At 73.2% G+C, this 12,248-nt stretch carries 11 protein-coding genes and 1 riboswitch; of the genes, 3 read left to right on the top strand and 8 right to left on the bottom strand.

Annotated features, from left to right (window positions below; genetic code table 11):
• The 6 genes from NQU54_RS47120 to NQU54_RS47095 all read right to left on the bottom strand — a co-directional run.
• Window positions 1–1,079: energy-coupling factor transporter transmembrane component T (locus tag NQU54_RS47120; RefSeq protein ID WP_257636413.1), on the bottom strand; the 1,079-nt coding region annotated here is incomplete at its 3' end.
• A 17-nt stretch (window positions 1,080–1,096) separates the two neighbouring features.
• On the bottom strand, window positions 1,097–1,750 hold the full coding sequence (locus NQU54_RS47115; RefSeq protein ID WP_372506427.1) for an SCO2322 family protein: 654 nt from the start codon (window positions 1,748–1,750) through the stop codon (window positions 1,097–1,099).
• 92 nt (window positions 1,751–1,842) lie between these two features.
• Window positions 1,843–3,129: an SCO2321 family membrane protein gene (locus NQU54_RS47110; RefSeq protein ID WP_257636412.1), complete on the bottom strand. Its 1,287-nt coding sequence runs from the start codon at window positions 3,127–3,129 to the stop codon at window positions 1,843–1,845.
• A 167-nt stretch (window positions 3,130–3,296) separates the two neighbouring features.
• Window positions 3,297–3,371, bottom strand: a riboswitch (cobalamin riboswitch).
• 43 nt (window positions 3,372–3,414) lie between these two features.
• Window positions 3,415–3,984, bottom strand: a complete 570-nt coding sequence (locus tag NQU54_RS47105; protein ID WP_257636414.1) for a GNAT family N-acetyltransferase — start codon at window positions 3,982–3,984, stop codon at window positions 3,415–3,417.
• Window positions 3,985–4,132: 148 nt separating this feature from the next.
• Window positions 4,133–5,791: a cytochrome P450 gene (locus NQU54_RS47100; protein ID WP_257636411.1), complete on the bottom strand. Its 1,659-nt coding sequence runs from the start codon at window positions 5,789–5,791 to the stop codon at window positions 4,133–4,135.
• Window positions 5,792–5,877: 86 nt separating this feature from the next.
• On the bottom strand, window positions 5,878–7,017 hold the full coding sequence (locus tag NQU54_RS47095) for an MBL fold metallo-hydrolase (RefSeq protein ID WP_257636410.1): 1,140 nt from the start codon (window positions 7,015–7,017) through the stop codon (window positions 5,878–5,880).
• A 170-nt stretch (window positions 7,018–7,187) separates the two neighbouring features.
• Here NQU54_RS47095 and NQU54_RS47090 point away from each other — a divergent pair, with 170 nt between their 5' ends.
• Window positions 7,188–8,654 (top strand): aldehyde dehydrogenase, encoded by a 1,467-nt coding sequence (locus NQU54_RS47090; RefSeq protein WP_257636409.1) that lies wholly within the window; start codon window positions 7,188–7,190, stop codon window positions 8,652–8,654.
• Window positions 8,654–8,887, top strand: coding sequence for a ferredoxin (locus NQU54_RS47085; protein WP_020871704.1), 234 nt, complete (start codon window positions 8,654–8,656; stop codon window positions 8,885–8,887). The genes NQU54_RS47090 and NQU54_RS47085 overlap by 1 nt, the downstream gene beginning before the upstream one ends.
• 107 nt (window positions 8,888–8,994) lie before the next feature.
• Here NQU54_RS47085 and NQU54_RS47080 read toward each other — a convergent pair whose 3' ends face one another.
• Window positions 8,995–9,615 (bottom strand): response regulator transcription factor, encoded by a 621-nt coding sequence (locus NQU54_RS47080; RefSeq protein WP_257636408.1) that lies wholly within the window; start codon window positions 9,613–9,615, stop codon window positions 8,995–8,997.
• Window positions 9,616–9,818: 203 nt separating this feature from the next.
• Window positions 9,819–10,433 (bottom strand): TetR family transcriptional regulator, encoded by a 615-nt coding sequence (locus NQU54_RS47075; RefSeq protein WP_069869183.1) that lies wholly within the window; start codon window positions 10,431–10,433, stop codon window positions 9,819–9,821.
• Window positions 10,434–10,824: 391 nt separating this feature from the next.
• On the opposite strand from NQU54_RS47075, the gene NQU54_RS47070 reads away from it, so the two are divergent.
• Window positions 10,825–12,162, top strand: a complete 1,338-nt coding sequence (locus NQU54_RS47070; protein WP_257636407.1) for a glycosyltransferase family 4 protein — start codon at window positions 10,825–10,827, stop codon at window positions 12,160–12,162.
• Window positions 12,163–12,248 lie beyond the last annotated feature (86 nt).

Here is a 12,248-nt window from a genome sequence, read left to right as displayed (position 1 = left end):
GCGCGCCCGGGGGGGGGACGGCGGGGGGGGGGAAGGGGGGGGGGTGGGGGGCCCGGGGGGGGGGGGGGGCTGCCCCAGATCATCAGGGCCGCGACCGCCGCCCCCGACCCCGCCACCAGCCACGCCCGTATGCCCCAGCGGTCCGGGCGGTAGCGGCTGCGCACCGAGCGGCGGCCGCCCAGCCACAGCCCGCCGAGCGCGGCGGCGAGACCGGTGAGCAGCAGCGGCAGGCCGTAGCCCGCGCCCTCGGCCGCGAGCAGGCCGTACGTACCGCAGCAGACGCCGAGCAGCCCGCCCAGCGTCAGCGCGGTGGTGGTACGGGCGACGGCGGGCGGGACCTGGGCGGTGCGGCCGTAGCCGCGCGCGTCCATCGCCGCCGCCAGGGCCACCGACCGTTCCAACGCGCCCTCCAGCACCGGCAGCCCGACGTGCAGCAGCGCCTTCACCCCGCGGTCGGGGCGGCCGCGCAGCCGGCGGGCGGAGCGCAGCCGCTGGACGTCCGCCACCAGATGGGGCGCGAAGGTCATCGCCACGACGACCGCGACCCCGGCCTCGTAGAGCGCGCCGGGCAGCGATTTGAGCAGCCGGGCCGGGCTGGCCAGCGCGTTCGCGGCGCCCACGCAGATCAGCAGGGTGGCCAGCCGCAGCCCGTCGTACAGCGCGAACACCAGCCCCTCCGCCGACACCCGGCCGCCGATGCGCACCCCCTGCGCCCAGTGGGGCAGCGGGACTTCGGGAAGCGTGAAGAGCACCCGTGTCCCGGGGATCGGCGAGCCGAAGAAGACCGCGAAGAACAGCCGGATGGCCAGCACCACAAGGCCCAGCTTGAGGAACGCGGTGTACGAGCGGGCCCACGGGGCGTCCGTGCGGCGTACGGCCACCACATAGCCCGCGACCGCGATCAGCAGCCCGAGCAGCAGCGGGTTGGTGGTCCGGGACGCGGCCGTGGCCAGCCCCAGCGCCCACAGCCACCAGGCCCCCGCGTGCAACGCGCCTCCGCCGCGCGGAGCACCGGCCCGCAAGCGGGCGCGGGGGCGGTGCGAGTTCGTGGTGCTGGGGGCGGCTGCGCGCGGTGGCATGGCGGTCATCCGTGCGCTCATACGCGACGGCGGCGCGCCTGCCACACCGCCGCGGCACCGAGCAGGACCACGGCCGCCAGCCCGCCGATCAGCCCGGCGGAGGGGCCTCCTGAGGCGCCGTCGCCGTCCGCCTTGCCGTCGCCGCCGTCGCCCTTCGGGGCGGCGTGGGCGTCCACGGAGCCGCTCATCTTGTCGCCGCAACCCGACTCCGGGTAGCCGGAGATGGCGCACAGCAGCGCGGCGGAGTTGTAGCGGAGCGGCTTCGCGACGGCGGCGAGCGCCTCCCCGGCGGACGCGTCCGCACCGACCCGCGCGCACTCCGTACGGGGCGCGGGCGGCGCCCGGTGGTCGGCTGCGTCGGCGGCTGTGCCGAAGTCGATGACCACCGCGACCCGTTTGGTGCCGTCCGTGGCCGGGGTGTCGGCGCAGACGGCGGCGAAATCGGCCATGCCGCGCGGCCGGGTCGCGTCGTTGGAGTCCTCGCTGACCGCGAAGCGGAAACCGATCATGTCGCCGTCATCGGGCCGCGCCGACGAAGGCCCCTGCGTGGCATAGGCCCAGCTGCCACCGTCCCCGCCCCGCTGCCAGAACGACCAGTAGCGATACCCGTCAGCAGCCTGCGCGGGAACCGCGCCGAGCGCCGCGAACAGCCCGACGACAACGGCCAGCAACAGGCGGGCCGTGCCCGGGGTCCGAGTCGACCGGTCGTGCCGGAGTCCAGCTGCCCGGGGCCGCGGGTTTGACGTTCGCCTCGTGCGCGGGGTCAAAGCTGTCGCCTCTTTCGGCCGCTGATCAGGAAGCCGATGCCCATACCGGCTACCGCGCAGACCCCGACCGTCCACCAGACGCCGCCGACCCCGCCATCGTCGTCGTCCTTCTTCTCCTCGCTCTTGCCGTCCGACGACTCCGCGCCCTGGGCCGCCGTCTCCGGCTTCGGGCCGGCGGCGTTGAGCTGCTGTACGAGGTCGGCGCCGCCGAAGTCGCGTGGGTTGGCTCCGGCCGCGTGGGCCGCGAGGATCAGCTTGGCGAGTGCGCCGGGGTCGCCCTTGGCCCAGGCCGCCGTGCCGCTGTCCTCGCTCTGGAGCCACTGGAGCGGCTTGCTCGCGGTCGCGCTGTGCTCGGCCGCGGCGAGGGCCACGACGGCGTCGGCGGTGCCGCCGAAGTCGGGCTGGTCCTCGGCGCCCGGCAGCGCCGACTTCAGATGCGCGCCGGTGTCGGACATGACGCGGGACAGATGGGCCAGCGCGGCCTCGGCAGCGTCCTTCGGCGAACCGGCCCCGCCCTTCCCACCGCCCGCGCACCCCAGCGGCTCGGGGTCGGTTCCGCTGTCCTTGCCGACGGTCTCGAAGACGAAGCCCTTGCCCTGGGCGGCCAGTGCGGCGCTCGCCGTGGCCAGCTCATTGGCGGCCAGCTTGCCCTTGTCCTCGGTGTACGCGAACGCCCCGCGCTCCCGCTCCTTCGCCGCGCACCCCAGCTGTAGCGCGAGCAGCGCGTCGTACGGGCTCTTGCCGCTCTTTCCAGAGCCCACGGTCACCTTCGCCGGGTCCTGGCCGGTGGCGGCGAAGGCGCCGACCGCCGCCGCGGTGGAGTTGGCGTCGCTCGGCCCGCCGGGGTTCATGCCCCAGCCGCCGTCGTCGTTCTGGTGGCGCTTCAGCCAGCCGATGCCCTTCTCCACGGTGTCGGCGCGGCCGCCCACCGCGGCCAGCGCCTGGATCGCCGCCGCCGTCGCGTCCGTGAACTCGCCCTTCTTCGGGTCGCACGCCTTGGAGGTGTCCGCGCGGTACGCCGCGAAACCGCCGTCCGCGCAACTCTGCCCGGCCAGCCAGTCGATGGCCGACTTCGCCGGGGCGACGCCCACCGCGTCCTGGGCGAGCAGCGCCAGTGACTGCCGCCACACCCCGTCGAACTTCGGGTCCTTGGCGCCGTAGAGCCCCTCGGGACGCCCGGCCGGGCCGTCGTCGGCCACGGCGGCAGGCGCGGTGGCCGCGCCCAGGGCGGCGCACAAGGCGGCGCACAGGGAAAGAGCCGCCACGCTGCGGCGAATGTTCATGGCTGTGGTGCCTCTCGGTCGGTGGACGGGCGCACGCAGCCGCGCACGGCCGTCCAGCCGTCCGCGGAACCTCCGCGACACGTCCGGCACCCGGCTCAGCTCCGCATACCTCGACGGTGCCGCCACCGGTCATCCGGCGGCGGGAGCCTGCGTCGTCGCGCCCGTCCGGGTGTTCCGGCTCATGCGCCCCGCGGGGCGCGCTCACGGTTGCGGGTCAGCGCCGGAATCACACCGGCTTCCCCCGATCGGACGCGTATGAAGTTTACGGACAGCTTATCCGCCGACTTATCGGGCGCCCTCAGCCGCCCACCGCTCACGCCCCCGGGCGCGGTCGCCTCGTACGACGCTGAGACAGCGCGTCGTGCTGCCGTCGTCCTCCTCGGTGTCGCGGCGGTGGACGAAGCCGAGCCGGGCGAGCAGGGCCAGCGACGCGTCGTTGGCCGCCATGACCGTGGCGTGCACCTCGTTCAGGCCGAGCGCGCCGAAGCCGTGGCCGACGACCGCCTCGGCCAGCTCGGTCCCCAGACCGCGCCCCCACGCGTGCGGCGCCAGCGCGTAGACGATCTCGTGGCCGCCCACGGCCCCGGTCGGCTTGATCTCGGCGTGGCCGACGTACCGGCCGCCCTCACGGACGGCCCAGACGTCGAACAGCCCCTGGGCGTAGACCTTGGTGAAGATCCGCCCGAACAGCGCCTGGTCCTCGGCCTCCGGGGCGACCCTCCCGTCCCCCAGCCAGCGGGACACCCGCCGGTCCTGGAACAGCGCCACGAAGGCGTCCTCGGTGCCCTCGACGCCCTCGTCTTCGGGGCGGTACGGCTCGAGGAGCAGGCGCGCGGTGCGCAGCGTCGGGGTCATGGGCCGGGTCATGCGCCGCGACGCTACGCGGCCGGACACCACCCGGCAATCCGAATCAGAAACGCCGCCCTGTGGCCCTGTGGCCCCGCTGCTCACTGGCCTTCCGGTCCAGCCGCCCCGGGCGCCGCCCCGGCCGAAGGCCCAGCGGCTATCCGCGGCGCCACCACTGGGCCAGGGACTTCCACCAGCGGCGGCGGGCCTCGTGCTCGGGGCCGGGTTCCGGCTCCACCACGGCGAGTTCCGCGCCCGGGGAGCGTTCCGAAGAGGGCTCCGGGGAGGGCTCCGGCGAGGGCTCCAGAGGGGGTTCCGGAGATGGCTCCCGCGAGGGCGCCGCATCCGCGCGGCCCTCGTGCGGGGCGTCGTCCTCCCCGGCGGCCTTGGGCGCCGTGCCCACGGCCCCCGCGATGGTCGCGCTCGCCGCGGCGGCCATCTCGGCCAGCGCCTCGTCGGACTTGGCGGCGGTCCGCGGGAAGCGCACCGGCAGCGCGGCCAGGGCCCGGTGGAAGGGGCCGGGCCGCCACTCCAGCCGCTCGGCCGGTACGGCCAGTTCGACGTCGGGGAGGCGGTCGAGGAGCTTCTCGACGGCGACGGACGCGATGACCTGGGCCGGGTCCTTCCCGGGGCAGGTGTGCGGGCCCGCGCTCCAGGCCAGATGCGCCCGGTTGCCGCGCCGGTTCGCCAGCAGGTACGGGTCGTTGTTGGCGGCCGCCAGGCTGATGACGACGGGCTCGCCCTTGGGCAGCCGGTGCCCGTCGACCGTGGTGTCATGGCGCGGGTAGTGGATGCAGAAGTTCGCCAGGGGCGGGTCCTTCCACAGCACCTCGTTGAGCGCGTCCCCGATCAGCATGGTGCCGCCCGCGAGATCGCCCGCGAACCGTTCGTCGGACAGCAGGAGCAACAGCCCGTTGCAGATCAGGTTCTGGAGGGGCTGGGTGCCCGCGCCGACGAGGACGACGATCTGGTGGACCAGTTCCTCGTCGGTGAGCTCCGCGGGGTGGGCGATCAGCCAGGACGCCATGTCCGGCCCCGGCTCCGCCCGTTTGAGGGCGACGAGCTCGAAGAGGGTCTCCGCGAGGAGCACATTGGCCTGCTCGGAGTCCTCGGCGATGTCGAAGAGCGCGGAGAGCGACCTGACCAGCTTGTCGCTCAATTCGGGCGGACAGCCGAAGAGCTGGTTGAAGACGAGCAGGGGGAGCCGGGCGGAGTACTCCTTGAGCAGATCGGCCTCGCCCCTGGGGCCGAAGAGGTCGATGAGGAAGTCGGCGCTCCGCTCCACGTAGCGGCGCAGGGCGTGGATGTCCAGCCGGTCGAGGGTGTCGGAGATCGCCGAACGCAGCCGGAAGTGCTCCTCGCCGTCGCTGCACAGCGCGTTCGGCCGGTACATCATCATCGGCACCACGGGGTTGTCCATCGGGACGGTGCCGTCGGCGAGGGCCTGCCAGTGGCGCGCGTCCTTGGAGAACGTCTCGGGGCTGCGCAGGATGTCCAGCGCGGTCTGATAGCTGGTGACGAGCGAGACGGGGACGCCGGGCGAGAGCTCCGCGGGCGCGATATGTCCGTGTGCCCGCAGCCGCGCGTAGGTGGCGGCCGGGTCGGCGGCGAACTCGGGGCAGTGCAGCGACTCCAGCCGTTCCCCGGCGGGGGTCTCGCCCGAATGACCCGAGTGGCCCGGATGACCCGAGTGGCCCGGATGACCGGAGTGGCCCGGATGACCGGAGTGGCCCGTGTGCGCGGGGCAGCCCGGGGGCGGTGTCGAGTCGGCGGCCGTACCTGGTGTCGAGGCGGAATCGCGGGTGGGGCTCGTCACGCATGCTCCTGCTGATACGGGGGGTGGGTGCGCCAGGGCGGGTAAGGCTAGCCGCCGGTCAGTCGGACCGGCACCCCATACGGCACTCAAATCGCTTGGTACATCACCGGATCGCTGCCCGGCACCGCTTCCGCCCGGCCCAGCTTCACCAGTCGGCGCACATGCGCCTCCGCCTCCGAGACCGCGATATTGCGGGAGCCGTAGGGGATCAGCTCCCACGGGCGGTTCCACTCCATGGCCTCGGCGAGCCGCCACGGCGTGAGCGGGGTGGCGAGCAGGGCCAGCAGCCCGGCCAGCCGCTCCTCGTGGTGGCGCAGCAGCGCGCGCACCCGCGCGGGGGCGTCGGTGAAGGCGTACTGATGGGCGGGGAGCACCTCGGCGGGGGCGAGGGCGGCGACGCGTTCGAGGGAGTCGAGGTAGTCGCCGAGGGGATCGGTGACGGTGGCGTCGTCGGGGTCCTCGTAGAGCCCGATATGGGGGGTGATCTCGGGCAGCAGATGGTCGCCGGAGAAGAGGCGGCCATGGCCTGGCATGCGCGGGCCTGGCATGCGCCGGCCGGCCGCGCGGTCGGCGCCTTCACCGGCCGCCGGGTGGGTGTCCTCACCCGCTGCCGGATGGGCGCCCTTGCCGGTCGCCGGATGGGCCTCTTCCAGGTGGAGGCAGACATGGCCGGGGGTGTGGCCGGGGGTCCAGATGGCGCGCAGCCGGCGGCCCGCCAGATCGAGGAGTTCCCCGGGGACGATCTCGCGGTCGGGGAGGGCGGCCCGCCGCCCCGGCAGCCCCGCGCGGCCGGACGCGCGGGTGGCGCGCAGCGGGGCCAGATGCTCCTCGGGCGCCCCGGCCGCGGTGAGCTTCTCCTCCAGGTACTCGAGCCAGCTGGCGGGGTCGGTCTCGCGGGTGCGCCGGACGACCTGGGCATCGGCGGCGTGCATCGCGATCCACGCCCCGGACGCCTCCCGCACCTGGGCGGACAGCCCGTGGTGGTCGGGGTGGTGATGGGTGATGAGGACGCCGTGGACATCGGAGACGGAGGTGCCGCAGGCGGCGAGTCCGGCGGTGAGGGTGTCCCAGGCCGTGGGGTCGTCCCAGCCGGTGTCGATCAGGACCGGGCCGCGGTCGGTGTCGAGGAGGTGGACCAGAGTGTGCCCGAGCGGGTTGTCGGGGATCGGGACAGGGATGCTCCACACCCCGCCGCCATGGTCGGTCACCCGCGTCACCTGCGCCATCGGCTCCCCTCTCCATCGACACAAGCATTGCCCACTATAGCTAGAACTGGTATCAGTTCTGATGCAGCGTCAGATATTGGTCGGCCCCGGTGCCCTCGGGTACCCCCGGGTGTCCCCGGGCCGGGCCGGCCGGACGCACCCCCTCAGTCATCGGCCGGAAGGCATCAGCGATGAGCGACCTCATCGAGCACGGGCAGCTCTTCATCGGCGGCGCGCTGGCGGACCCCGCGGGCGAGGACACCATCGAGGTCGTCTCGCCGCACACCGAGGAGGTCATCGGCCGGGTGCCGCACGCCTCGCGGGCCGATGTGGACCGGGCGGTCGCGGTGGCGCGGACCGCGTTCGACGAGGGCCCCTGGGCCCGGATGGACGTGGCCGAGCGGATCGCGGTGGTCACCCGGATCAAGGACGCCATCGCCGTACGCCATGAGGAGATCGCCCGGGTCATCAGCGCGCAGAACGGCTCCCCGTACTCCTGGAGCGTGCTCGCCCAGGCGCTCGGCGCGATGATGGTGTGGGACGCGGCCATCACCGTGGCCCGCGACTTCGTCTACGAGGAGCGGCGGGCCGGGGCGCTGGGCCCGCTGCTGGTGCGGCGGGAGCCGGTCGGGGTGGTCGCGGCCGTGGTGCCGTGGAACGTGCCGCAGTTCGTGGCGGCCGCGAAGCTGGCGCCCGCGCTGCTCGCCGGGTGCTCGGTGATCCTCAAACCGTCGCCCGAGACGCCGCTGGACTCCTACATCCTGGCGGAGATCGCGGCCGAGGCGGGGCTGCCCGAGGGGGTGCTGTCGATCCTTCCGGCCGACCGGGAGGTCAGCGAGTACCTGGTCGGCCACCCGGGCGTGGACAAGGTGTCGTTCACCGGGTCGGTCGCGGCCGGCAAGCGGGTGATGGAGGTCGCCTCGCGCCATCTCACCCGGGTCACGCTGGAGTTGGGCGGCAAATCGGCCGCGGTGATCCTGCCGGACGCGGACCTGGAGGCGGCCGTCGCCGGGATCGTGCCCAACGCCTGGATGAACAACGGGCAGGCGTGTGTGGCCCAGACCCGGATCCTGGCGCCGCGCGGCCACTACGACGAGATCGCCGAGCGGTTCACCGCCGCCGCCTCCGCCCTGGTCGTCGGCGACCCCCTGGACCCGGCCACCCAGGTCGGGCCGCTGGTGGCGCGGCGGCAGCGGCAGCGGTCGCTGGACTACATCGCGGCGGGGCAGCGGGAGGGCGCCAAGGTGCTGACGGGCGGCGGCCGCCCGGATGCCCTGGACACCGGCTGGTACGTGGAGCCCACGCTCTTCGGCGATGTCGGCAACGACATGCGGATCGCCCGTGAGGAGATTTTCGGCCCGGTCATCTGTCTGCTGCCGTACGGGGACGAGGAGGAGGCCGCCCGGATCGCCAATGACTCCGACTACGGGCTGTCCGGCTCGGTGTGGACGGCGGACGTCGGCCACGGCATCGACTTCGCCCGGCGCATCCGCACCGGCACCTACTCGGTCAACACCTTCAGCCTCGACATGCTCGGGCCGTTCGGCGGCTACAAGAACTCCGGTCTGGGCCGGGAGTTCGGCCCGGAGGGGTTCTCCGCGTATCTGGAGCACAAGATGATCCACCTGCCCCAGGGCTGGGAGGGGGAGCCGAGCTGATGGGGGACCGCTGGCGGATCGAGGTGGACCGGGGCGTGTGCATCGGCTCCGGGATGTGCGTGAGCGCCGCGCCGGGCGGCTTCCGGCTCGACGGGGCGCGGCAGTCGCATCCGGTCGAGACGGAGGCCGACGCTTCCGAGGCGGTGCTCACGGCGGCCGAGGGCTGCCCGGTCGAGGCGATCGCCATTCGGCTGTCGGAAACCGGTGAACAGGTCTTTCCCCCCGACGAATAGCTCCCGACGAGTAGCCCCGACGAGTAGCCCCCGGCCGCCGTCGTTCAGGTTCGGAAGCCGCCCCCGGTACGCACCAGACCGGGTTCAGCGGCCGCCGGCGGCCGGGATCAGACCCAGCCCTCGCACTGGGATATCCGTATGGCGTCCACGCGGTTGCGCGCACCGGTCTTCCGGGTGATCGCGGCCAGGTAGTTGCGTATCGTCCCGGTGGACAGATGGAGCGTACGGGCGATCTCCGGGATGGAGGCGCCGTCGGCGGCCAGGGACAGCACCCCCAGCTCGCGCTCGGTCAGCGGGATCTTGGCCGCCTGGAGGAAGCCGTATCCCAGTGCGTCGTCGACATAGCGCTCCTTCCTCGCCACCCGCCGGATGGCCTCGATCAGCCGTTGTGGCGGGGCATCCTTGTCCACATACCCCAGCGCTCGGGCCTCGTGGGCGCGCCGCAGCGGGCCCGGACGCTCCGAGTTGACCAGTACGAGCAGTCCGCACTCCCCGCCCTCCCCAGAGGCGGAGGCGACGAACTTCCCCCATTCGCCCTTGCGGGCCGCCTTGTCGGCCGCCGGGCAGTCCGTGTCCACCACGCACACCTGCGGCTGTAAGGACCGTGCCTTGCTACGCGCGTCAGGCCAGGAACACGCCGTTGCCTCGATGTCTGCTTCGGTCCCTATCACTGATGCCAGGGCCGATCTCAGCAGACCTGAATCGTGTACCAGAAGTAATCGGATCACGAACTTCTCCACCCCCCACGATGCGGTTCTCTCGTCGCGCGCCGTTGTCGCTCTGTCGCGCGCCGTTCATGAATACCGGGATTGGGCAGGGCGTGAACGCGGAATTTGAGACAAGACGGGGCGCGAGGGCGCACAACCCCCGTCCGGAAGCTCGAAAGGGCGCAGGATTTGGCCCATGCGCCCCCGTGGTGGGTTCCGCCCGGCTACCCGGCCGGGGCGGGGGCGGTGAGGTCGATCAGACGGCATACGGTCTCGATGTCGATCTTGACCTGGGCGATCGAGGCGCGCCCCGAGAGCCAGGTGATCAGCGCCGAATGCCAGGTGTGCTCGATGACGCGGACCGCGGAGAGCTGCTCGGCCGTCGGGCTGTCGTCCAGGCCCATGGCATCGAGGATGATCGCGGTGGTGAGCCGGGAGACCGTGTCCACCTCCGGGCTGACCGACCGGTCGGCGAAGGTGAGCGCGCGCACCATCGCATCGGCCAGATGGGGTTCACGTTGCAGGGCACGGAAGGCGCGCATCAGCGTCTGGGCGACCCGGGCGGCCGGCTCCTCCTCGGTCGGCGGCCGCTTGCGCAGCGTCTCATGCATATGCTGCAACTGGTCCTGCATGGTCGCGACCAGGAGATGGACCTTGGAGGGGAAGTAGCGGTAGAGGGTGCCGAGCGCCACGCCGGAGTTCTCCGCGACCTCGCGCATCTGGACCGCGTCGAAGCCGCCCCGGCTGGCCAACCGGGCGCTGGCGTGCAGGATGCGCCGGCGGCGCGCCTCCTGGCGCTCGGTCAGCTGCATGGCGGCCGGCTTGACTTCTGCGGTCATGTGTCCCACTTCGAATGTGTTACGTCTGCGAGTCGGCGGCAAGCGGACACCGTGCATGATGGCAGGGCGGGCCCGGGCCTGCGAGTCACTGGAACTCGTTCTAGGCTAGCGCGGCTCTTCCCCGAAGGGCCCGTGTCCGCGCAGTTGGGGCAGGTTGTTGCCGCGCGGTGGCCACGGCCGCCGCGGTGGCCCCCGCCCGATGCGCCCGCCCGTCGTCAACTTCTCCCCGGCGCCCTGGCTACCGAGTGGTAGGGATCACCTGCCCCGGCCCTGGAGAGGTCGTCCGGGGCAGGTATCTTCGAGACTCCTCAGGCGATGCCTTAGTGAAACTTGTTCTAGATAAACGGAAGCGGATACGCTCCCGCTGAACTGCACCAAGGAGGGGGCGCGAGTGACCGCAGAGGCCGCGCAGGAGACCGGGGCCGACCCGCTTCGACCAGCGCTCCCCACCACCCCCGACGAACGGCCGCTGCGCATCGCGCTGCTCAGCTACAAGGGGAATCCATTCTGCGGGGGCCAGGGCGTCTATGTGCGCCACCTCTCCCGCGAACTCGCCCGGCTCGGCCACACCGTCGAAGTCATCGGCGCCCAGCCGTATCCGGTGCTCGACGCCGAGCGCGGCGTCACCCTCACCGAGCTGCCCAGCCTCGACCTCTACCGCCAGCCCGACCCGTTCCGCACCCCCCGGCGCGAGGAGTACCGGGACTGGGTCGACGCCCTGGAGGTCTCCACCATGTGGACCGGCGGCTTCCCCGAGCCGCTCACCTTCAGCCTGCGTGCCCGCCGCCATCTCGCCGCGCGCCCAGGCCAGTTCGACGTCGTCCACGACAACCAGACCCTGGGTTACGGGCTGCTGGGCCTGGAGCGGCTCGGCTTCCCGCTGGTGACCACCATCCACCACCCGATCACCGTCGACCGGCAGTTGGAGCTGGACGCCGCCGACGGCTGGAAGCGGCGCCTGTCCGTACGCCGCTGGTACGGCTTCACCCGGATGCAGAAGCGGGTGGCCCGGCGGCTGCCCTCGGTGGTCACCGTCTCCGGCTCCTCCCGCCGGGAGATCGTCGAGGATCTCGGGGTGCGGCCGGACCGTATCCATGTGGTGCACATCGGCGCGGACACCGCGCTGTTCTCGCCCGACCCCGCCGTCCCGGAGATCCCCGGCCGCATCGTCACCACCTCCAGCGCGGATGTGCCGCTCAAGGGCCTGGTGTATCTGATCGAGGCGCTCGCCAAGGTCCGCGCCGAGAACCCCGAGGCCCATCTGGTCGTCGTCGGCAAGCGGCCGGAGGAGGGGCCGGTGGCCACCACCATGGCGCGCCACGGACTCGAGGACGCCGTGGAGTTCGTCAAGGGCATCAGCGACGCCGAACTGGTGGACCTGGTGCGCGGCGCCCAGATCGCCTGTGTGCCCTCGCTCTACGAGGGGTTCTCGCTGCCCGCCGCCGAGGCCATGGCCACCGGAACCCCCCTGGTCGCCACCACCGGCGGCGCCATACCCGAGGTTGCCGGGCCCGACGGCGAGACCTGTCTGGCCGTACCGCCCGGCGACGCCGACTCGCTCGCCGCCGCCCTGATCCGGCTGCTGGGCGACGCCGACCTCGGACGGCGGCTGGGCGCGGCGGGCCGTGAACGGGTGCTGCGCCGCTTCACCTGGGAACAGGCCGCCCGCGGCACCGTCGAGCGGTACCGCGAGGCCATCGGCGCGGCCACGCGGACCGTCCACCGCTGAGTTACGCCCCCGACCCCCCCCCCCCCCCCCCCCCCCCCGCCCCCCCCCCCCCCCCCCCACCCCCCCCCCCCCCCCCCCCCGCCCCC

Source organism: Streptomyces malaysiensis subsp. samsunensis (assembly GCF_024519315.1).
GTDB classification, from domain to species: domain Bacteria; phylum Actinomycetota; class Actinomycetes; order Streptomycetales; family Streptomycetaceae; genus Streptomyces; species Streptomyces malaysiensis.
The sequence above is the reverse complement of the archived record's forward strand: the minus strand, read 5'-3'. Positions and strand labels throughout refer to the sequence as shown.